The sequence below is a fragment of the Marinobacterium jannaschii DSM 6295 genome (assembly GCF_000620085.1).
In the GTDB taxonomy this organism is placed as follows: domain Bacteria; phylum Pseudomonadota; class Gammaproteobacteria; order Pseudomonadales; family Balneatricaceae; genus Pontibacterium; species Pontibacterium jannaschii.
Genome location: NZ_JHVJ01000005.1, coordinates 293292 through 313036 on the forward strand (window position 1 = coordinate 293292; position 19745 = coordinate 313036).

The 19745-nt window shown below is 53.9% G+C and carries 23 protein-coding genes; 7 read left to right on the forward strand and 16 right to left on the reverse strand.

Going from position 1 to position 19745, the window contains the following annotated elements; translation table 11 throughout:
• Positions 1-136: 136 nt before the first annotated feature.
• Together Q354_RS27810 and Q354_RS24600 are read left to right on the forward strand one after the other, a co-directional pair.
• Positions 137-535 (forward strand): thiol-disulfide oxidoreductase DCC family protein, encoded by a 399-nt coding sequence (locus tag Q354_RS27810; RefSeq protein ID WP_084332477.1) that lies wholly within the window; start codon positions 137-139, stop codon positions 533-535.
• Positions 536-559: 24 nt separating this feature from the next.
• Positions 560-916 (forward strand): thiol-disulfide oxidoreductase DCC family protein, encoded by a 357-nt coding sequence (locus tag Q354_RS24600; RefSeq protein WP_036228471.1) that lies wholly within the window; start codon positions 560-562, stop codon positions 914-916.
• Between the two features lie 75 nt (positions 917-991).
• Here the strand turns inward: Q354_RS24600 and Q354_RS0104600 are convergent, their stop codons facing one another.
• The 7 genes from Q354_RS0104600 to pedF form a co-directional block, all read right to left on the reverse strand.
• A complete protein-coding gene (locus Q354_RS0104600) occupies positions 992-1504 on the reverse strand; it encodes an aminoacyl-tRNA deacylase (RefSeq protein WP_027856588.1) in 513 nt (170 codons plus the stop codon).
• A gap of 406 nt (positions 1505-1910) precedes the next feature.
• Positions 1911-3683 carry a PQQ-dependent methanol/ethanol family dehydrogenase gene (locus Q354_RS0104605; protein ID WP_027856589.1) on the reverse strand — a complete coding sequence of 591 codons (1773 nt, stop codon included), beginning with the start codon at positions 3681-3683 and terminating at the stop codon, positions 1911-1913.
• 304 nt (positions 3684-3987) lie between these two features.
• On the reverse strand, positions 3988-4272 hold the full coding sequence (locus tag Q354_RS0104610; RefSeq protein ID WP_156948191.1) for a hypothetical protein: 285 nt from the start codon (positions 4270-4272) through the stop codon (positions 3988-3990).
• A gap of 54 nt (positions 4273-4326) precedes the next feature.
• The gene (locus tag Q354_RS0104615; RefSeq protein ID WP_051559899.1) at positions 4327-5286 is read right to left on the reverse strand and encodes a quinoprotein relay system zinc metallohydrolase 1; all 960 of its coding nucleotides are present in this window, start codon (positions 5284-5286) and stop codon (positions 4327-4329) included.
• A gap of 9 nt (positions 5287-5295) precedes the next feature.
• Complete coding sequence (locus Q354_RS0104620) at positions 5296-6057, reverse strand: quinoprotein dehydrogenase-associated SoxYZ-like carrier (protein ID WP_036228472.1); 762 nt, start codon at positions 6055-6057, stop codon at positions 5296-5298.
• Positions 6058-6152: 95 nt separating this feature from the next.
• Positions 6153-7067, reverse strand: coding sequence for a substrate-binding periplasmic protein (locus Q354_RS0104625; protein ID WP_027856593.1), 915 nt, complete (start codon positions 7065-7067; stop codon positions 6153-6155).
• The gene (gene pedF, locus Q354_RS0104630) at positions 7054-7497 is read right to left on the reverse strand and encodes a cytochrome c-550 PedF (RefSeq protein WP_036228473.1); all 444 of its coding nucleotides are present in this window, start codon (positions 7495-7497) and stop codon (positions 7054-7056) included. The genes Q354_RS0104625 and pedF overlap by 14 nt, the downstream gene beginning before the upstream one ends.
• Before the next feature lie 298 nt (positions 7498-7795).
• Between pedF and Q354_RS0104635 the strand changes: the two genes are divergently transcribed.
• Entirely contained in the window at positions 7796-8002 is a 207-nt protein-coding gene (locus Q354_RS0104635) for a hypothetical protein (RefSeq protein WP_027856595.1), read from the forward strand.
• A gap of 74 nt (positions 8003-8076) precedes the next feature.
• Here Q354_RS0104635 and Q354_RS0104640 read toward each other — a convergent pair whose 3' ends face one another.
• The gene (locus tag Q354_RS0104640) at positions 8077-8394 is read right to left on the reverse strand and encodes an antibiotic biosynthesis monooxygenase family protein (protein ID WP_027856596.1); all 318 of its coding nucleotides are present in this window, start codon (positions 8392-8394) and stop codon (positions 8077-8079) included.
• A gap of 79 nt (positions 8395-8473) precedes the next feature.
• Here Q354_RS0104640 and Q354_RS0104645 point away from each other — a divergent pair, with 79 nt between their 5' ends.
• Positions 8474-8863: a VOC family protein gene (locus tag Q354_RS0104645; RefSeq protein WP_027856597.1), complete on the forward strand. Its 390-nt coding sequence runs from the start codon at positions 8474-8476 to the stop codon at positions 8861-8863.
• A 180-nt stretch (positions 8864-9043) separates the two neighbouring features.
• Here the strand turns inward: Q354_RS0104645 and Q354_RS0104650 are convergent, their stop codons facing one another.
• Positions 9044-9478, reverse strand: coding sequence for a GFA family protein (locus Q354_RS0104650; protein WP_027856598.1), 435 nt, complete (start codon positions 9476-9478; stop codon positions 9044-9046).
• 138 nt (positions 9479-9616) lie between these two features.
• Here Q354_RS0104650 and Q354_RS0104655 point away from each other — a divergent pair, with 138 nt between their 5' ends.
• Positions 9617-10102: an acyl-CoA thioesterase gene (locus tag Q354_RS0104655; protein WP_027856599.1), complete on the forward strand. Its 486-nt coding sequence runs from the start codon at positions 9617-9619 to the stop codon at positions 10100-10102.
• A gap of 130 nt (positions 10103-10232) precedes the next feature.
• Here Q354_RS0104655 and Q354_RS0104660 read toward each other — a convergent pair whose 3' ends face one another.
• From Q354_RS0104660 to Q354_RS0104680, 5 genes are all read right to left on the reverse strand, one after another.
• Positions 10233-12050: an ABC transporter transmembrane domain-containing protein gene (locus tag Q354_RS0104660; RefSeq protein WP_051559885.1), complete on the reverse strand. Its 1818-nt coding sequence runs from the start codon at positions 12048-12050 to the stop codon at positions 10233-10235.
• A gap of 143 nt (positions 12051-12193) precedes the next feature.
• A complete protein-coding gene (locus Q354_RS24605; protein WP_084332478.1) occupies positions 12194-12577 on the reverse strand; it encodes a DUF3574 domain-containing protein in 384 nt (127 codons plus the stop codon).
• A 29-nt stretch (positions 12578-12606) separates the two neighbouring features.
• Complete coding sequence (locus Q354_RS24610) at positions 12607-13128, reverse strand: GNAT family N-acetyltransferase (RefSeq protein WP_051559887.1); 522 nt, start codon at positions 13126-13128, stop codon at positions 12607-12609.
• Positions 13129-13133: 5 nt separating this feature from the next.
• Positions 13134-14012, reverse strand: coding sequence for a hypothetical protein (locus Q354_RS0104675; RefSeq protein WP_027856601.1), 879 nt, complete (start codon positions 14010-14012; stop codon positions 13134-13136).
• Positions 14013-14443: 431 nt separating this feature from the next.
• Positions 14444-14797 carry a hypothetical protein gene (locus tag Q354_RS0104680; protein ID WP_156948193.1) on the reverse strand — a complete coding sequence of 118 codons (354 nt, stop codon included), beginning with the start codon at positions 14795-14797 and terminating at the stop codon, positions 14444-14446.
• Positions 14798-15055: 258 nt separating this feature from the next.
• On the opposite strand from Q354_RS0104680, the gene Q354_RS0104685 reads away from it, so the two are divergent.
• Positions 15056-16921, forward strand: a complete 1866-nt coding sequence (locus Q354_RS0104685) for a methanol/ethanol family PQQ-dependent dehydrogenase (RefSeq protein WP_027856603.1) — start codon at positions 15056-15058, stop codon at positions 16919-16921.
• A gap of 89 nt (positions 16922-17010) precedes the next feature.
• The gene (locus Q354_RS0104690; protein ID WP_051559888.1) at positions 17011-17685 is read left to right on the forward strand and encodes a pentapeptide repeat-containing protein; all 675 of its coding nucleotides are present in this window, start codon (positions 17011-17013) and stop codon (positions 17683-17685) included.
• Between the two features lie 113 nt (positions 17686-17798).
• Here Q354_RS0104690 and Q354_RS0104695 read toward each other — a convergent pair whose 3' ends face one another.
• Together Q354_RS0104695 and Q354_RS0104700 are read right to left on the reverse strand one after the other, a co-directional pair.
• Positions 17799-18467, reverse strand: a complete 669-nt coding sequence (locus Q354_RS0104695; protein ID WP_027856605.1) for a response regulator transcription factor — start codon at positions 18465-18467, stop codon at positions 17799-17801.
• Positions 18464-19735, reverse strand: coding sequence for a sensor histidine kinase (locus Q354_RS0104700; RefSeq protein ID WP_027856606.1), 1272 nt, complete (start codon positions 19733-19735; stop codon positions 18464-18466). The genes Q354_RS0104695 and Q354_RS0104700 overlap by 4 nt, the downstream gene beginning before the upstream one ends.
• Between the last annotated feature and the right edge of the window lie 10 nt (positions 19736-19745).

The following is a 19745-nucleotide window of genomic DNA, read 5'->3' on the forward strand; positions in this document are numbered from 1 at the left end:
TTTTTCAGCAAAATTACGCGCAACCAGGATTTTTAACAGCGATTTATTACCTTCCATAACTTTCAATTTAGGGATATTCCCCTAACGCTATACTTTAAAAGGCGACCCTCAGGCCAGCAGCCCAACCGGAGGCTTTATGCGATCGATTATCACCGTTTTTTATGACGGACTTTGTCCGCTGTGCATCGAATCGGTAACCCGCTGTCGGCAGATGATGCCCGATCAGCCGATCCACTGGTTTGATATCACCGGACAGCAGGAGCATCTGCGTCACCTTGGCATAGACCCGACCGACGCCCTGATCGAGCTCTACCTGCTTACGGCAGATGGCCGCATAGTGAAGGGAATCGACAGTTACAGTTACCTGTTACGAATGATGCCCTATTGGCACTACCGGTTACTGGGATTATTGTTGCGTTTCACTCCGCTGCACTATGTAACAACGCTTTATTATCGCCGGAGTACAGTTCGCAGACTCAGGAAGAGTTGTCGTTATCCGCCAGACCAGCAACGCTGCGGAAACGCAGCCTGTTAGTTCAGAAACGGGGACAAGGAAACAATGAGTATCACAGTGCTCTATGACGGTCGTTGCAGGATCTGCAGAAGTATTATTCAGCAGTATCGCCAGATGACCGGCGACAGCATTGAATGGTTTGATATCACCGGTGAGGACCTCTGGCTCCGCGATCGCGGTATCCTGCCTGAAGCAGCCCGGCGCGAGCTGCATGTTCTCGATGAACAGCGTAACCGTATCAGAGGTGTTGATGCGATCCGCCTGCTCTGGTCACACCTGCCGAAGCGGCGTTTTCAGTTACTGGCATCAATGATGCGGTTTGCCCCTTTTTACTGGTGCGCCAATCGACTTTACCGGCTCAGCAATCTGCGTCAAAGTTCATCGATCTGCGCGATGCGCTGAGCCTGTGCCCGCTGTACGACAAAGCCCGGTATCGCAACATTTGCGACACCGGGCTTTATAACACGCATTAGGCATTTATAAGCGACGGGGCTGCTCCCTCCTGCCCTGCTCGCTGACCGCGCTCCCGGAAATATGGGCATGGGGAACGCCATACATCATCTCCATAAACTGTGCCTGATCCAGTTCGATCAGGTGTTCATGGTCTCCCGCCTCAATATAAACCTTACGCATCGCGAACAACTCATCATCCAGCATCGAGTTGATCTTGTAGGCATCACCAACGCCTGGCACCGCGCCGGTTTCACAATCCCCGAACAGATGACCCAGTTCAGGTTCCGAAACCATACGGTACTCTTTACCGGTAATCCGGTTCAGCTCTTCCAGAGCCAGCTTCCGATTTGCCGGCAGTACCGCCATCAGATATTTGTCGTCACGGTTTTTCAGTACCACGGCCTTAGCGACCTGGGCGGTAGGAAGATGTGAAGCCGTGGCGGAGTTAAATGCGTTATCGGTATGGCGATGGCTGACCACGTCATACTCTATATGATTATTAGAAAGGTAATCTTTAAGTGTTATTGCAATGGCCATGTGACCTCCCGCCTTTCGGCAATGAGTGTGACCCATTGAAAGTTTAGCTAGGAGATCGGCATTGTGCCTAATACAGACGAAAGCCTGCAGAAAAGAAAGGGCGACCCGCAGGCCGCCCCAAGGTTGTCGCCAGACTCAATCTGTATACGCAACAACTACACCGGATAAGACAGAGCGCTCCCTCACTGGGAATAGCCCTATTTTAACCGGCTGACTGCCGTAACCCATTGCACTGAGGTCGTTAAAAACAACGCCTTTAGTTGTAACTCTTCCGACCATTCCCCCTGTCTCCAGACGTAAAAAGGGCCGGAAAACCGGCCCTTTTTGCTGTATCAATCGGGTTGCACTTTGCTCCTAGCTTCTAACTCCTGGCTGAAAGCTTACCGCGCGTCGCGCGCAGCAGCTTTTAAGCATCCTTAGGCAGCTTGAAGGTCCAGACAGAACCACCCTGGTTAAGGTGCTTCACGCGTTTTGCCACTTCACCACCCCAGAGCGGTACCGCACCACCCCAGCCGGAGACCACAGAGATATACTGTTCGCCGTCCATCTCCCAGGTGATAGGCGAGCCGACAATGCCGGAACCGGTGTTGAACTTGTATTTGACATCGCCGGTCTTGGCATCGAACGCCATCAGGTAACCTTCAGGATTACCCATGAAGACCAGATTACCGGCTGTCGCCAGTACACCGCCCCACAGTGGCGCGTAGTTTTTATAGCGCCATACTTCCTTACCGGTTTTCGGGTCCATCGCGCGCAGTACGCCGATGTAGTCGTCATTGAGTGATTTGATGGTAAAGCCAGCACCCAGGTAAGCAGCGCCTTTTTTGTAGGAAACCGGCTCGTTCCAGATATCCATCGCCCATTCGTTTGACGGTACGTAGAACAGCTCAGTCTGTTGGCTATAGGCGATCGGCATCCAGTTTTTACCACCCAGGAAGGATGGTACGGCACGGATCGCCTTACCTTTCTTACCATCAGCGGAAGCGGTCGGGTCACCCGGACGGTTGTCATCGTTGTAGATCGGACGGCCATTCTTATCCAGGCCCTTAGCCCAGCTGATCTCATCAACGAACGGGAAACCACGGATGAAATCACCGTTCTCACGGTTCAGGACATACATAAAGCCGTTACGGTCGGCAGTCGCTGCGGCTTTGATCGTTTTGCCTTTCTCTTTATAGTCGAAAGAGATCAGTTCGTTCACACCATCGAAATCCCAGCCATCGTTCGGCGTGGTCTGGAAGTGCCAGGCAATCTTACCGGTATCCGGGTTGATACCCAGGCGGGAACTGGAGAAGAGGTTGTCACCCGGGCGCAGGTGGGAGTTCCATGGTGCCGGGTTACCGGTGCCGAAGAACAACAGGTTTACATCGGGATCGTAGGTGCCGCCCAGCCAGGTCGCCGCACCACCGTTTTTCCACATATCGCCTGGCCAGGTTTTACCGGCTTCACCGCCAGAGATACCGTTTTCAACTTTTTTACCGTCTTTCCAGATATAGCCCATATGACCTTCAACGGTCGGACGGGTCCAGACGATCTGGCCAGTCTTGGCGTCATAGGCTTCGACCTTACCAACGACACCGAACTCACCACCGGATACACCGGTGATCACCTTACCGTTTACCAGCAAAGGCGCGGCGGTAATGGAGTAACCGGCTTTGTAGTCGGCGACTTTCTTCTTCCACACCACTTTACCGGTGTCTTTGTTCAGCGCGACCATCTTGGCATCGAGGGTGCCGAAAATCACCAGATCATCGTACAGGGCCACACCACGGTTAATCACGTCACAGCAAGGCATAATACCGTCCGGCAGGCGGGCATCATACTGCCACAGCTCATCACCGGTTCGCACATCTACGGCAAAAACACGGGAGTAAGAACCGGTTACATACATCACGCCGTCTTTTACCATCGGCTGTGATTCCTGACCACGCTGCTTCTCGCCGCCGAAGGAGAAGGCCCAGACCGGACGCAGGTCTTTAACCGTGTCGGTGTTTACCTTGGTCAACGGGCTGAAGCGCTGCCCCCGCGGTCCCAGACCGTTAGAAACAACATCATCAGTGGTCATCGCATCGTTCAGGATATCCTGATCGGTTACACCGGCGTTGGCCATGCCAGCCAGAGACATTGCCGCGACCATCGCAGTGACGGCAAAGCCTTTTTTGCTGCCTTTGTACTTCATCGCACTCTCCTTACGGATTAGTTTTTATTCTGAAAACCGTGAATACGTCGTTGGGTGTTCTCAGTGGCTCCTGAGGACTTTGATCTGACGTTCTCCGAGTCAGGAATTTTTCCCGTGACTGATAGTGATTTTTCTGCAAATCAGCAAAAGGCGACATTAAACAGGGGTACAAGATTTCTCGTCACTTAGTAGTACTACTCGCCGCAACGCCATATATCACGGGACATAGAGCAAAAAGCCCCGGACCAGGCCCAGGGCTTTAACGGGATCAGCCGGCAGGAGGAAGCCGATGATTAAACGTACTTCAGGCGACTTTGAGGAAACCGCGCTGCATAAAGCCTGATACTATCTCGGCGGTAATCTCGCGGGATGGCGCTGCCAGCTCATGCAGGCTCCGGTCGAGTCCGTCAGCAATCTCTGCCGTAGCGTGTTCACCGTCGCAACACAACAGAATATCCAGCGATAGAGGGTCTGGCATAACCAGTTGATTGGGTGCCGTCAGAATCCAGCGCTGGCGGCGGCTATCAAAGTAGAGGTGGCTGCGGGGTGTCAATTCCGGCGACAGCGCCATCAGTTGATTACTGTCCACAGTAGATCTCCCAAACAGAACAGAACGAAATCAGCTAAAACATCAGGTTATTTTTCAAAACTGCGCATCCTCATAGGCGGGATAAAGATGCACTACACTGCGCCGGTACTCTGCCTGACTCAGGCTGATGCCCTTAAAACGCTCATCCACCGGCAGGTTAATCACTTCCACCATTTCCAGTCCCTGCTCTGCCGATTTTTTCAGGCGCTGATCGAGCCAGCTGAGATAGTCACGCATCTGATCGATTGCGGCGCTGCCTTCAGTAACCGGTCCGTGACCGGGTACTACCTTGCGATATTTCATCGCTTTGAGCTTGTCCAGTTCCTGACGCCAGATATCCAGCCCCGGTGTATGCGGCGTGGTCAGCATGCGCTGGAAAAACAGCATATCGGAGGCAAACAACACGCCGGTGGTTTTATCCAGCATCACCAGATCAGATCCGGTATGACCACTAAAGCGGTAAAACTGCAAGCGATGTGCCCCCATCTCCAGGCCCTGAGACATCATCGCCTCACTGATCGGCTTATCGGGCAGGCGCATCTCGGTATCGCGCATCCAGTCCCCGACCAACCGATACATATTGTCGGTGAAGCCATTCCCGTGCAGTGCCAGCTGTTTGCCGGTCTCTGGCAACGACCAGATGGTTGAATCCTGAAAAGCCTGATTGCCGAGGAAATGATCCGGATGGTGATGGCTGTTAAACACATGCACCACCGGCTTGTCCGTCACTGATGCGATGGCCTGGCGCAGGGCACGGCCGTAACGGAACGAAGGACCGGTATCAAACACCACCACACCGTCTTTCGTGACGATAAATGCTGTATTGACGATATTGCCGCCATTTTTACGACTGAAGTCTTCGGTTTTTCCCTGCAGCAGCCAGGTATCCCGGGCAATCTCCTGCGGCTGAAGGTTGTACTGCAACGGTGCCGCCGCGGTCACCTTAACCCCGCCCAGCACGGCAGACGCAAGCACTGCGGCGGAAAACAAACATTTGATTGTCGGATTTGCCATCATGCCTCCTCACAGCGCCTGTTCAAATTCGTTGCCGTTATTATCCCGTAACAGCAGGTAGTGAGACTGATCGCTGTTTTTGGTATCGAATGTCAGTACCGGGTTTTCACTCACCGGCTGAGACAGATCCATCTGCAGCAACTCATTGCCCGCCTCATCTTTAAGCGTCACCTGCTGCAGGTAGAATTCGGGGATCAGATCCACCAGACCGGTATCCATCGGATGGATCACCTTAAACTTGTAACGTGAGCCGAAGTCACGGCTGAACCGGCGGCTGCTGATCTCACCCAGATGGCTCTCCCAATAGGGATCGGCATTACCCACGCTGGGCGTGGTGCAACCACCGCCTGCGGCATCAATCTGCGCCGTACCCACATGCCAGGTGCCGTCCATCGTCTGTACCGCCGCACGGATCGGCGTCGCCTGCTGTACCTTGATACGCAGCGACAGGCGAGGATGCACATCACGCAGTGGACGGTAGGTAAAGATATGCTGGATCGGATTGAAATCGGCCCAGGCGATAATCTGGCGGATATCGCCATCCAGAGCGCGGGCATCGACGGATACCGGCACCTGGGTCGGATCTTCAGCGAATTCCGGCACCAGAACCTTGATACGCTCGTCAAACAGGTAGGGATCGTCATTGAGGAAGAGTTTGCGCATATAATCCCACATCAACGATCCTTGCGGGTCTGTCTGGGACGCTGCTGACGGGAAACTCAATCCTGCCAGTAACAGCGGGATCAGCCCTATACGGATTAGCCTTTTCATCGTCTACCTCCTTCCCTGTCTGGAGACCTGCCCTGATACGGACGCTGCATCGGAGCAGGCACAGGCCGATAACAGGATTGCGGGTGTACCTGCGCCTACTGCTGCGTCTGGTACAAACCCGGCAGTTCATAAGTGAGGCCGTAACGACCGAACAGCTGCTCCATTTCGCCAGAGCGGATCATGCCATCCACCACCTCTTCCACTGCGTATCCCAGCTGGCGATAGCTATGCTTGATTGCCATACCAAGATCCCACTTCTGCCGCCCGATCATCGGGAAGCCATTTTCACCGATGCGGTAACGTGTATCGCCGACCTTATGCATCTGCCAGTCGACTTCCGATCGCATCCCCATCACGGCATCCACCTTTCCCTGTTGCATCTGTGCAAACGCCTTATGCAGCGTTGGAAAGTGATGGGTATTATTTCGCATCCGTCCCTGAAATGCGGATGTCAGATAAAACGCCGGCAGACTGTCGATCTCAACACCGATCGGGTGGTACTGGAAAACCGCGACGGTAGAGACCTCTTCAAGCTTTTCGGTATCAAAGGCGATGCGCCAGCCTTCACGTTGATAGGGCCCGAACATCACCACCTGCTCGTTGACCATCTCGCCAGTCGCCTCATCACGGCGAAAACTGTACTCGCGATCGTAAGGCACCCGCATCATCACATCCGCCAGTTGCTTCGGCGCCAGCGGCTGTGCGTCATTCTTATCGAGGTAGTGTCCCTTCCAGACGTTGTTACGCAGATCATCATCCAGATTCTCATCCGGCGTGATCCAGTGAACCCGGAAGTCCACCTCAAGCGCCTTGGCAATCCGGCGCCCGATCTCAATATCGACACCGGTCGGGGTGCCGTTTTCGACAAAGGAGTACGGCGGAAAATCGCGATAGACGCCGATGCGGATATAGCCGGAGCTGATCACATCGTCGTAGTAGCGCGCTTCAGCCTGCCCGGCAAATGCCAGACAGGCTGCCAGCCACAGGCCGTTAAGCTTATTCGGCTTCACGACGCGACTCGATGTAAGTACGGATAGCCCAGAGCGCTTCCTGGCTCAGATAGTCAGCCATCTTTGGCATATAGACCGCACCGTCCCGCACAGCGCCATTACGTACGCGATACTGGTACCATTCGTCGCCGTCGAAATCGGATTCCAGTTCGCGCAGATCCGGTGCAATGCCGCCGGAGATCGCTTCCAGGCCGTGACAACGGGCACAGTTCTGGTTGTAGGCAGAATCGCCGATGGTCACTGCCAGATCGTGATTCGCGTAAGGTTTACGGTATGGATTCTCATCCACCCACTCTTCACCCAGTGGTTCAAGACCCTCTGTTTTCACCCCCTGCGGTGTCACATCACCGTGGGCAGCAACCTGCAGGGAAACCGAGGCAGTCAGCATAGATGCCAGGGCGAGACCAAAAATTTTCTTGTTATGAGCCATCTTTTATCACCAGTAACTTTCAGGAACGGTAAATCTGTAAACCCGCTGTCGTAGCGTGTTTGTTCACTGAGTAACAGCATGGCTGATGGCTGCAAATGCCAGAATTGTACTTTGGCGTTTTAGCTCTCGTTCCTTGGTAGTAGTTTTTTCGCAACGGGTGCATGCAACTGAAGACGGGCAAACCGCAGGTGCCGGCCGTCAGGATGCTGTCTCCCGGCCCTGCCAATAGGCGATCACTCAAATATGGTTTATCCTTCTCTCATCAGGATTAACCGGTCAGTACGCAGGAGAACTCCGCATGGGTGGTAACGTTATCGACTTCAGCAGTCGCCAGCAAAAAGCCAAAGAACAGAAGAAAGAACAGAAAGCCGACGCGCTTAAGCAGCGCTTTGAAAACGCCCTGCCGACGGAAGAGAAAGACCCTAAGAAGAAGCTGCTGAATATCTTTACCAAAAACAAGAAAAAGCCGACACAAAAGAAACCAGCCCCGAAAGACGACTGGTAAGCCGTACGATCAGATCACTCCCGTCTCAAGACAATCCGGATCAGGCGCAATGACTGTAGCGCCTGATCCATCGGTTATATACCGTAATCCCGCTCGACTTTCGCAATCCGGGTCTTAAAGCTGGCATACCACTTCTCATGCCCCAGCCGCTGTGCGACCTGATGCTCTGCATGGGCCTTCCAGGCCCTGATTGATTCCAGATCCTTCCAATAGGACACGGTAATACCCAACGTTTCCCGGACGGACTCGATACCCAGGAAGCCCGGTTGCTCCTGCGCCAGTGCAACCATGCGCCCGGCCATCTCGCCGTAACCCGCCTCAATGTCGGTACGTTCGTTCGTGAAAATTACCGCGTAGTATGGCGGCTCTGGTGTATTGGCGATCTGGCTCATCAAAGGACTCCCTGCAGAGCATAGATAACAGACTGAAGAGGAGAGTCTACTATGAGATCAGTGCCTGAAGGAGATCATTATGAAACAGCCTAAACTGATCGGCAGCGCAGCCATCCTGCTGGTTAAAGATGTACTCAAGTCAGCGGCCTATTACGAAGAAACTATGGGGTTCAAGGCCCAGATCTGGGGAGAGCCGCCCTGCTTCTCCATCCTGCAGCGTGATAACTGTCATATGATGCTGAGCGAGACAGATCAGCCAGAGAAGATCCTGCCGCACTACAAAGTGGTGCAGAACATGTGGAACGTCTATTTCTGGGTTGATGATGTAGAGTCACTCTACGCCGAGTTTAAAGCCAAAGGTGCCCGGATAGACTATGAACTCTGCGACCAACCCTATGGCTGTCGCGAATTCGGCATTCAGGATCTCGATGGCTACGATATCGCCTTCGGTCAGGAGATGGACGACTGAGAATCGCCATCAGGCCCGTCGTCAGGAGCACTGTCACGCGCCCCGTAACAATCATCACGGCGAGCTAAGCCGGCGGCAGAGGTTGTCCGGGGCTGGCCTCTCATTTGCTTGCAGAGCACACCGCTACAGCGGCCACCATATCCGACCTGTCAGCCCCGGCCTCCAGGCGTTGTCATAGTTTTACTCAGCGCCGCCTCCCGGAGCATACATGGCAAACACCTCGGCACCGGTCATCATCTTGGTTTTATTGGCAAAGTCATAGAACGTCGGCTTCTCATCAATAAAGATCTGATTCACCAGTTCAAAATCCGCTTCATCATCAAACAATCCTACCGGTACGATATAAGCGCCGTTGTCGCTGATGCGATAGAACAGATGGGTACCGCAATGGCTGCAGAATCCCCGTTCTGCCCAGGCCGACGAGGCATAGGTGGCAATATGTTCCTCGCCCTCAAAGCGGACTTCAGTGCCGCACTCAACAGCCAGCAAAGGCCCGCCGCCCCATTTCCGGCACATACTGCAATGACAGGCACTGCTGTGACGGCTGAGCTTCTCCGCATGCAGCACACAGGCTCCACACAAACAGCGTCCACTGGCTTCGCGTGTATCAGTCATGATTCCCTCCTCCGATTGGCTTGAACAGATAAAGTATCCGCTTCAGTCCGGTATAACCAGTTTCCCTGATAGCCGATACATTAGCGGCCAATTACCTTAGACTAAGGTCTTAATTTATAGCATACAGGGGTAACACTGATGGCCGGTCAGGAAAGACAGATCACCCTCAGGTTTCTGGCAGAACCTGCAGATGTCAATTTCGGTGGCAAAGTACACGGCGGTGCCGTAATGAAGTGGATCGACCTTGCCGCCTACGCCTGCTCAGCGGGCTGGAGCGGCAAATACTGCATTACCGCCTATGCCGGTGGTATCCGTTTTGTGCAGCCGATCCATGTCGGTAATATCGTTGAAGTCTCCGCCAAGGTGATCTACACCGGACGCAGCTCCATGCATATCGGCCTGGACGTACGTGCAGGTGATCCCAAAGAGAGCCAGCGCCACCTCACAACCCACTGTATCGTGATCATGGTTGCCGTCGATGAGAACGGCAAACCCACCGACGTACCGGAATGGGTACCGCAGATTCAGGAAGATATCGACCTGCGTGATTCTGCCATCCGCCTGATGGAGATGCGTAAAAAGATCGGCGACGAAATGGAAGCCCACGTCGACAAATCGATCTGATACTTCCGGCTAGCCAAACCGGGGCGAGGCAAAGGCTCTCCTGTTTCAGCAACAGGCACGGACACTGCCCGCCCCCGTCTTAGGCACCGCGAACCTCTGTGGTAAGCGCGCCAGGCTCATCCTCTGATACTCAGCCTTTCCGGCTCTGCTCGTTACCGTTTTCAAACTGTAGCTGCGCCAGTCGCTGGTATAACGGACTGCTTTTCAGCAACTCCTCATGGGTACCGGACGCAACCATTCGGCCCTGGTCCAGCACGATAATCCGGTCGGCATTCAGGATGGTCGACAGCCGGTGGGCGATAATCAACGTCGTGCGGTTTTCCATCAGGGCGGCAAGTGCCTGTTGCACCTGATGCTCGCTTTCGGCATCCAGCGCACTGGTGGCCTCATCCAGCAGCAGGATACGTGGATTCTTAAGGATCGCCCGGGCGATGGCGATACGCTGCTTCTGACCGCCGGAGAGGCGCACGCCCTGATCACCCAGAAAGCTGTTATAGCCCTGCGGCAGGCGATTGATAAATTCATCCGCATAGGCGGCTTTGGCTGCAGCAATCACTTCATCATCGCTGGCATCCGGCTTACCGTAACGGATGTTATGCCAGACATCGGCCGTAAACAGCGCCGGCTGTTGAGGTACCAGTGCCATCTGCTGTCGCAGCAATTGCGGTTCGAAACTACGCAGGTCCCGCTCACCCAGTAATATCGCGCCCTGCTGCGGATCGTAAAAACGCTGCAGTAGCTCGAATAAGGTCGACTTGCCTGCCCCGGAAGGCCCGACCAGTGCTACAGACTGACCCGGTTGGATATCAAGGCTGAACTCGCTGATCGCCGGATGCTCCGGTCGCGAGGGATAGCTGAATCCGGTCGCAACAAAACACAGCCGGGCGGCTTCTGTGGTTACTTCAGCTGGGTCAGAACCTGAAGCAGGTCCGCTGATTAATGTCTGTTGTTGCAGCAACTCCACCAGACGTTCAGCCGCACCGGCAGCGCGCTGCAGTTCGCCAAACACTTCAGACAGGGTCGCCACGGCACCGGACATCAGGATGGCATAGAAAACAAACGCTGCCAGTTCTCCGCCGCTGAGTTCGCCCTTCAACACATCGGTGCCACCAATCCAGACCATCACCGCTACGGCTGAGAACACCATAGTGATTACCGCTGCAATCAGCACCGCGCGCTGCCAGACCCGGCGACGGCCTACCGCAAACGCCTGCTCCACCTCCACCGCAAAGGCGCCGCTCTCCATCTGTTCCCGGCTATAGCTCTGCACCGTCTTGATATGCTGGATAATCTCGCCGGCATAAGTACCGACGTCAGCCACCTTATCCTGACTCTGACGGGACAAGGCCCGGACTTTCCGACCATAGAACAATACCGGCAGCAGGATCAGCGGCACACCCAACAGGATAATCGCCGTCAGCTTGGCATTGGTGATCAGCATCATCAGCAAGGTGCCCACCAGCATCAGACAACTGCGCAACGCCATCGAAAACGATGAGCCGATAATACTCTGCAACAGGGTAGTATCCGTGGTCAGGCGCGACATAATCTCGCCTTTCAGGTTGGTCTCAAAATAGCTGGGATGCAGCGTCAGCAGATGATCAAACACCGCCTGCCGTATATCGGCGCAGACCCGCTCCCCCAGCCAGGAAACAAAGTAGAAACGCGCAAAGGTACCGAGCGCCATCAACAACGATAAGCCCATAATCGTCAGTACCGCGCTATTGAGCTGCTCTGTAGAGCCGGCCACAAAACCGGCATCGATCAGGTATTTCACTCCCTGTCCGATCGCCAGCGTTATGAGCGCAGTGAAAACCAGCGCCACCAGCGCGGCGCCTAACCGCCTACGGTAAGGCGTCACAAAAGGCCATAGAAACCGCAGCGTATTCAGGTGCTTATCTCGCACTTTTGTACTTTTTAAAGAGCTATCCAGATCGTACTCTTTCATGCGCACCCGCTAAATCGGCAAAACAGTATTTTACGTAGAAAACGAGATGGACTGATCGTCATGAGCAGCAAACGACAGACGTCCGGGAAACCAGTATCCAGATATAAGGCCGGGCAACAGATCAGAATCGCGCTGGCAGGAGGCTACTGCGCTCTAACAAACTCCCACTCCAGTACCGGCAGTTTCACCAGCATCACGGACTCCTGATGGAACTGTGAAGCATAATCCTGAGCTAGCTGCTTCGCCTTGGGAATATCAGTTTCATCGACAATCAGGGTCACGATTTTAGAACGTTCCGGCTTCCCCTTATAGAAGCCCACCGAATCCACCACATTGAAACCGTCAAAGGTCATGGCCAGCTGTTCATCACGAAAGGTCTGCCACTGCTGCAGCGATACCGCGCCACCCGAGGGTACTGAGAGGCCGAAGTAGAGACGCAGTTTATAGGTCTGACCGGCAGTAGCCGACAACGATAGAAAAGTAGTGATAAGAAACAGAGTCGGGAGTAGCAAGGCACGTGACATCATCCTGATCCATCTGAAAGGAGTTTAGCCGATCACTCTATGCCGTGACTTTTACGCCCGCAAGCACCTGGTCCAATAAAAGCGCAGGCTCCACTGATATCCAGCGCGTAAAAGCGCGTACCTTCAACTGGATTATCGAAGTATGGATCGATCTCATAAAAGCCTAAGGACTGGTATAGCTGCTGAGCACGCTGCGTCGGCGGCACCGCATCAAGTACAACACGTCTGAAGCCCAGGCTTCTAGTCTTCTGTAACAACGTATCCATAAGCTTGACACCAAGTCCCTTGCCTCGGAACTGCTTACGCACATAAAAGCGTTTCACTTCTGCAGTTTGACTGTCTATAGCCCTGAAGCCAACACCACCTGCTACCACTGTATTCACTTCAACAAAGAAAAACTGACCATGAGGTAATGTAAAAATTGAGTCTAAGCTGGCCATCTCAAGCTCAAAGCTCTGGTAAGAAAGGTCAATACCAAGCCAATCAACGTACTCGGTAATAAGGTCAGCGAGCTGTTGCTGATCCCGGGGAAAGGAAACAGGCCTGCACTCCATCTTGATCACTCCTGAATGTGCAGTGTACTCAGCGGAATTCGCTCTCGGCTCGTGCTGGATGTACTCTTTGCGACGGAAGAAAAATTAAAAACGCCAAAATGGGTTGGAATATCCATCTGAAGCTCAATTGTGCTGCTATTTTCAGAGGTTAGCTGATTTTCAATATCATAGGTCAAAATACCCTGCCCCTTTCCATCAACGGCTATGCTCTGACCCTTTATATTTGAGGCAATTTTTAATTTATAATCTGGCCTGAAGCTCGCCATCCCTTGCTCGATTGACTCCAACTTATAGTCAATATCTATTTGGTAATCCATTATCCCTATAGTAGGCACCTGAATCTTAATCGGGGTTTCGAGGCTCAAAACTTCGCCAACTGATACCGTTTTACCTTCAAAAGCTTTTAGTGCCGATAGTTGTTCGAAAATCGACTTTATCAGCTGTTCATCCGATTTTTTTACCTTAGAGCCTGATACGGCAGTAATATCAAACTGACCATCACTGGAGATGACACCGTCTACTGTGAGCCCCCGCGCCGATTTCGAAGAATCCGAAACCTGCTTAAGTGGAGATCCATTTATTCCAGCGTATGTTGTATCACTGGTGACACTGAGCTTAATCGGATAGCCACCATTCTCTGATACCCCTCCTGTTACAATCTCAGTGTTTTTGTATTTCCTCATCTTGAAACTCAGGGGAATCCTGCCCTTTAGCTTTTCCGGAAGTTGCGAATGGTCTCCAGCGAAACTCAATACATTATCCGCGTCTATTTCATGCGATATCTGGTAAACTGACGACGGCTGGTAGCTGAGCGAGAAAGTCACAGATTCCTGCGCGAATACAGCAGGTGCCCACAAGGCCGCTAGTAAGAATATCCTTTTCATACGGATTGTTTCCAAGTCTTGAGCGTAAGATGAATAGAGTCCGGCAACTATATCATTTGACGACTTAAGAACACATGATATTACTCATCACAATTAGAGTAATGTACGGTCCTGCTAAGGGTTAATTTAATCCACTGGTTGTCCATAAAGTCAGCCTAAGAGGCTGAAAATTTTTACATCCTGTATTTTCAACTTAAGCGACCTGTCCTTCATATATTCATACGGATAACGTCTGTTCTGTACCTTCTATGAGTATATTGGTCTCGTTTTTAATACATATTCTTCGAAATAACGCTGACCACTTCAGCACAGTTTTTTCTTGGGGGATAGCGATGCCCCCTCCAGATACTGATTTATCGGTGTGTCTCAGTTTTCGTCTGGTTACCGGCCCAGTAAAGCCGAAGTTGAAGCTTCCCTTGTATCGCTGAACTCTACTCCACCGAGATAACCAGACGTTCAGCGCTGCGATGATCTTCAATTTCGATCAGGGTGCCGGAAACCTCGGGGCTGCTGGCGATCTGTAGCAAATCTTCAAAGCTGATCGCGTGCGCTTCCAGCGATGTCAGGTGCTTTCTGGGAAACAATCTGGCAGCAACTTTCAGAAGGGCAAGGGGTATCCGTATGCTCGCATCCCTTTCATCCTTCTCATAAGTATCTATCTTGAGGAATTTCATGACCAGCAACGCACTCCACGTTGGAACCCTACTGTAAAGGTTAGCCGATATCCGGGACAGCTTTTGCGCCGGCGACAAGGCGATTTCAACAGCTTCCCAGCCCTCCTCCATCGTCTTTTCCCTCACCCTCATTCAGGCCTGTTTCACCCAATCCTTAAGTACTACGCCTTTTTACCCGCTGAAATAGGACGCCCTTACAACCGGGCGTTTGCCCCGAAAAATTTCGGGATTTTCGCCTCTCAAAATATGTCGCTGTCCCACGATAGCCGGGCGTTGTTCCGTTGAGGCTGATCGGCCATCAGTTTGAGAATAGAGACATCTGCCGGTGTACCGGTAACTCCCGATCAATAACCCTCTGAGTGATTGAAGATGAAAACAAAAATAAACCGACATCCGCTTAGCGCGGGCATACAGACAGCCCTGATCACGTTGACGCTGGGGTTTGGCGGACTGGCGCAGGCCAGCTCTCACGTATCCTGGGATGATATCGCCAACGACGCCAACACCCCAGAGGATGTGCTGGGTTACGGAATTGGCCCCAAAGCCCAGCGCTATAGCCCGCTGACCAAGGTCAACCAGGAAAACATCCATAAGCTGACACCCGCATGGTCGTTCTCTTTTGGCGATGAAAAACAACGCGGTCAGGAAAGCCAGGCCCTGGTTCACGATGGCACTATCTACGTCACCGGTTCCTACTCCCGTATCTTTGCCATCGATGCCCGCACCGGTAAACGCAAGTGGGCTTACGCCGCCCGACTGCCTGAGGATATCCGTCCATGCTGCGATGTGGTCAACCGTGGCGCAGCGATCTTCGGCGATAAGATCTATTTCGGCACCCTGGATGCGGCAATCGTCGCGCTGAACAAAGATACCGGTAAGGTTGTATGGAAAAAGAAATTCGGCGACCACCGTGCCGGCTATACCATGACCGGTGCGCCCACGCTGGTTAAGGACCAGAAGTCCGGCAAGGTATTATTGATTCACGGCTCTTCAGGCGATGAATTTGGCGTAGTCGGTAAGCTGTTTGCACGCGATCCGGATACCGGTAAAGAGGTCTGGATGCGTCCCTTTGTCGAAGGTCACTATGGCCGCCTGAACGGTGAGAAGAGCACACCTACCGGTGATCCGGCCGCGCCCTCCTGGCCTGATGATCCAAACTCTCCGACCGGCAAAGCCGAAGCCTGGAGCCACGGCGGCGGTGCACCCTGGCAGAGCGCCAGCTTTGATGCGGAAACCAACACCATCATTATCGGCGCAGGTAACCCGGCACCCTGGAATGGCTGGGCACGTACGGCTGAGGGGGGTGATCCGAAGGACTTTGACAGCCTGTACACGTCGGGTCAGGTGGGTGTAGATCCGACCACCGGTGAGGTGAAGTGGTTCTACCAGCACACCCCGAATGATGCCTGGGATTTCTCCGGCAACAACGAGCTGGTGCTGTTTGAGTATAAGGAAGATGACGGCCGTATCGTCAAAGCTACCGGACATGCCGATCGAAATGGCTTCTTCTACGTGATTGACCGTGAAAACGGTAACTTTGTCCGTGGTTTCCCTTTTGTCGATAACATCACCTGGGCGACCGGTATCGACCCCGAAACAGGACGGCCGATCGAGGTGGAGGGCCAGCGCCCACCGAAGCCAGAGGCAGGCCAGAAGCGCGGGGCATCCGTCGAAGTCTCCCCGCCGTTCCTCGGTGGCAAGAACTGGAACCCGATGGCCTACAGCCAGAATACCGGCCTGTTCTATATTCCGGGCAATCACTGGAAAGAGGATTACTGGGCCGAACAGGTTCAGTACAACAAAGGCAGTGCCTACCTGGGCATGGGCTTTCGCATCAAGAAAATGTACGACGATCATGTCGGCATCCTGCGCGCTATGGACCCGAAAACCGGCGAAATCGCTTGGGAGCATAAAGAGAAGCTACCGTTGTGGGCCGGCGTACTCACCACCGCCGGCGGGCTGGTATTCACCGGTACCGGTGATGGTTACCTGAAGGCCTTTGACGACCGCACCGGTAAGGAACTCTGGAGCTTCCAGACCGGCACCGGCATTATCTCCCCGCCGATCACATGGGAGATGGATGGCGAACAGTATATCGGGGTAACCACGGGTTACGGCGGCGCGGTACCGCTATGGGGCGGCGATATGGCTGACCTGACCAAGCCTGTACCTCAGGGCGGCTCCTTCTGGGCCTTTAAATTGCCAAGTTGGGCCAAATCAGTCGCAAGCAACTGATTCCTGAAGCTTTAAACGCACTTCACCTTTTTTTGCCCGCTCCGCTCGTCGCAGCGGGCTTTTTTAGAGTTCTGATCTGGAGTTCTGATATGAGATACCCACTCCCTAATAGGCCATCTGCCACCGCCGTGTTGGCCAGCGCCATATTTCTCTCTCCCTTCTGCGCCGCAGAAGAGACTGACCGCACGATCAATGGGTGCCACCTGGTGCCGAAAACCCAGTGCCAGGGGGCGGACCTGCGCGGTGCCGACCTGAGCAACCTGGATCTCAGCGGTGCCCTGCTTCAGGGGGCAGACCTGCGTGGCGCCAACCTGCGTCACACGGTACTCAAGAATGCCGACCTGGGCAAAGCACGACTGGACAACGCCGACCTGGCCCGTGCAGATCTTCGCCATGCCAATCTACGTGGTGCTAACCTGACTGAAGCAAACCTTGAATCCATTAACGGCTGGGCGATGTTCGCCCAAGTGGCGGATTTCAGCAGAGCAAACCTGCAGGGCGCCAATCTGGAGTTCGCCCGTATCAGCAAGGCGCGATTCCATAATGCCAACCTGCGGGCGGTCAATCTGGAGATGGCCTGGGCAACAAAAGTCGATATGAAAGACGCCTCGCTGGTGAACGCCAACCTGCAGGAAGCAAAGATGAGTGGCAGTAACTTCGCTAATGCCGATCTGAGCGGTACCCGTAAACACTATGCCAACTTTATGGATATCAATATGGAAGGATGCAAGGCCTGCCCGGTGGACTGGCAAAAGCCCTGGTAGCCTTTAAAGGGCAAGCTTCGATTGGTCAGGTTTCGCAGGGATATGTTGTAGGGGGTTAACTGCAAAGGGATGCGCTTTAATGGGGTAACCAGGCACTCCGGTTACCCCGGGCATTATACTGTGCGGGCCGCACCTTCTGCTGAACCCGCCACTTTCAGCACGCCGGTTTCAATCGCCAGATGAACCAGCTCAGCGGTTGAATCCACCTGTAGCTTCCCTTTCAGGATGGCGGTGTAGTTAGATACCGTCTTGGCACTGATACAAAGCTTCTCCGCTACAACCCGCACGCTGTTTCCTCGCGCCAGCATAACAAACACTTCAAATTCGCGCTGGGTCATCTCCTGCAGGCGCTGATCAGAGCTGCCGTGGGACTGGTGACGCATTGCCAGCTTCATTGCGATCTCATGCTCGACATAAATCTGCCCGGTCGCCACTTTCATAACAGCTTCAATCAGTACCTCAGGGGAGCTGTTCTTGGTGATATAGCCCAGCGCGCCGGTATCCAATGCCTGCTGCACCATCGGCATCTCTTCATACATGCTGAAAAACAGCACCCGGGCCCGATTATCACGGCGTAACATCCGCTGCGCCGTCTCGATTCCGCTGATGCCTGGCATATTGATATCCAGCACCACCAGGTCAGGTTGCTGCTGACTGTAGAGCTGGCAGGCCTCTTCGCCGCTGGCAGCCTCCAGCACCTCGCAATCCTGTAACATGACAGATAACAGGCTGGCATAGCCCTGCCTGACGACCGCATGATCATCAACAATCAGGATCTTCATAACACCTCCAGTGAAATATTCAGCGAAATACGGGTGCCGCCTCCGGCCACAGAATCAAGTTTCAGCGCGCCGCCCAGATAACGTGCCCGCTCGTGCATCGAATGCATCCCTATCCCCGGCTCTGCATCAGGCGACAGGCCATTGCCATCATCAGATACCCTCAGCGTCAGTTGCTCCGCACTGCGGCAAAGCATCACCTCCGCCACGGTTGCGTCTGCATGACGACGGATATTGTGCAAAGCCTCCTGCACCAGACGGTAGATATGGCTGCTATGTTCGGTATTCAGCTCAGGTAAGCCATCACTGATCGTCAGCCGCAGGGATATGCCGCTGGCTTCCTGCCACTGGTCAGCCAGGCTTTGCAACGCCTCAGTCAGTCCAAGTTTACTCAGGATCACCGGATGAAGATCCCGGATCAGGTGCCGGAATCCGCCCTGCATCGCATCGCAGTGCTGAATGATCTGTTTCGCCGTGGTCGCAACCAGTTCCGGTTGCCCGCTCACCTTGTCGATCATAAATGCCTGAGCGCGGATACCGGTCAGATACTGGCCGAAGTCATCGTGCAGCAGATGGGCCAGGCGGGTTCGCTCTTTCTCCTGCAACGCCATTAATTGCCGGCTGAGCTGGCGCTTATCACTCTGCTCCCGCTGCAGCGCTTCGGCCATGCGGTTGAAGTGTCCGGCAAGTCGGCGGGCTTCCGGCTGCGGATATCGTTCCAGACCCGTGCTAAAGGGGTGGGATGGCTTGCACTCCAGTTCTTTTAGCATCTGCTGGATAGGTTGCTGCCCCTGCCGGACAGCAATCCAGACGGCTATATTGGACAGCAATGCCGCCCCTACAAACAGCATCGCCAGTAGCCATGCCGATTCCCACACCTCATCGATCTCATCGGCAGGAGCGGCGACAACATACAGGGTCTGGCCATTGTCCAGCGGATAGCGCCAGGGGCGGGAGAAGATGTGGCTTTGCTGCCAGATAAGCTGATAAAACCAGGCCGGAATATCGCTGTCTGCAAGTGTTTCCGGATCAGACTGCGGCGCGCTGTTCAGATAGAAGCGGATATGACGGGTCGTCCCGTTTAGCAGGGGCCCCAGGCGTTCCGGGGCATAATCAGCTGCCTCGATCATCTGCTCGGCAACATGGATACTGGCACCGATCTCGCGCGCGATATCCTTACGCCCCTGGCTGATCAGGCCATAGAGCGTCAGGACCATAGAGACCAGGAACAACAGGCTGACCAGCAGGTGAAGTCGCAGCGGGGCTTTCAAGGGACACCTT

Excerpts from the sequence above, each read along its gene's own strand:
- Q354_RS0104690 (WP_051559888.1), top strand. The coding sequence starts at position 17,011 with ATGAGATACCCACTCCCTAATAGGCCATCTGCCACCGCCGTGTTGGCC.
- Q354_RS0104675 (WP_027856601.1), bottom strand. The coding sequence starts at position 14,012 with ATGAAAAGGATATTCTTACTAGCGGCCTTGTGGGCACCTGCTGTATTC.
- Q354_RS24600 (WP_036228471.1), top strand. The coding sequence starts at position 560 with ATGAGTATCACAGTGCTCTATGACGGTCGTTGCAGGATCTGCAGAAGT.
- pedF (WP_036228473.1), bottom strand. The coding sequence starts at position 7,497 with ATGGCTCATAACAAGAAAATTTTTGGTCTCGCCCTGGCATCTATGCTG.
- Q354_RS0104615 (WP_051559899.1), bottom strand. The coding sequence starts at position 5,286 with ATGGCAAATCCGACAATCAAATGTTTGTTTTCCGCCGCAGTGCTTGCG.
- Q354_RS27810 (WP_084332477.1), top strand. The coding sequence starts at position 137 with ATGCGATCGATTATCACCGTTTTTTATGACGGACTTTGTCCGCTGTGC.
- Q354_RS0104635 (WP_027856595.1), top strand. The coding sequence starts at position 7,796 with ATGGGTGGTAACGTTATCGACTTCAGCAGTCGCCAGCAAAAAGCCAAA.
- Q354_RS0104645 (WP_027856597.1), top strand. The coding sequence starts at position 8,474 with ATGAAACAGCCTAAACTGATCGGCAGCGCAGCCATCCTGCTGGTTAAA.
- Q354_RS0104650 (WP_027856598.1), bottom strand. The coding sequence starts at position 9,478 with ATGACTGATACACGCGAAGCCAGTGGACGCTGTTTGTGTGGAGCCTGT.
- Q354_RS0104660 (WP_051559885.1), bottom strand. The coding sequence starts at position 12,050 with ATGAAAGAGTACGATCTGGATAGCTCTTTAAAAAGTACAAAAGTGCGA.
- Q354_RS0104655 (WP_027856599.1), top strand. The coding sequence starts at position 9,617 with ATGGCCGGTCAGGAAAGACAGATCACCCTCAGGTTTCTGGCAGAACCT.
- Q354_RS0104605 (WP_027856589.1), bottom strand. The coding sequence starts at position 3,683 with ATGAAGTACAAAGGCAGCAAAAAAGGCTTTGCCGTCACTGCGATGGTC.
- Q354_RS24610 (WP_051559887.1), bottom strand. The coding sequence starts at position 13,128 with ATGGAGTGCAGGCCTGTTTCCTTTCCCCGGGATCAGCAACAGCTCGCT.
- Q354_RS0104640 (WP_027856596.1), bottom strand. The coding sequence starts at position 8,394 with ATGAGCCAGATCGCCAATACACCAGAGCCGCCATACTACGCGGTAATT.
- Q354_RS0104695 (WP_027856605.1), bottom strand. The coding sequence starts at position 18,467 with ATGAAGATCCTGATTGTTGATGATCATGCGGTCGTCAGGCAGGGCTAT.
- Q354_RS0104680 (WP_156948193.1), bottom strand. The coding sequence starts at position 14,797 with ATGGAGGAGGGCTGGGAAGCTGTTGAAATCGCCTTGTCGCCGGCGCAA.
- Q354_RS24605 (WP_084332478.1), bottom strand. The coding sequence starts at position 12,577 with ATGATGTCACGTGCCTTGCTACTCCCGACTCTGTTTCTTATCACTACT.
- Q354_RS0104600 (WP_027856588.1), bottom strand. The coding sequence starts at position 1,504 with ATGGCCATTGCAATAACACTTAAAGATTACCTTTCTAATAATCATATA.
- Q354_RS0104685 (WP_027856603.1), top strand. The coding sequence starts at position 15,056 with ATGAAAACAAAAATAAACCGACATCCGCTTAGCGCGGGCATACAGACA.
- Q354_RS0104620 (WP_036228472.1), bottom strand. The coding sequence starts at position 6,057 with ATGAAAAGGCTAATCCGTATAGGGCTGATCCCGCTGTTACTGGCAGGA.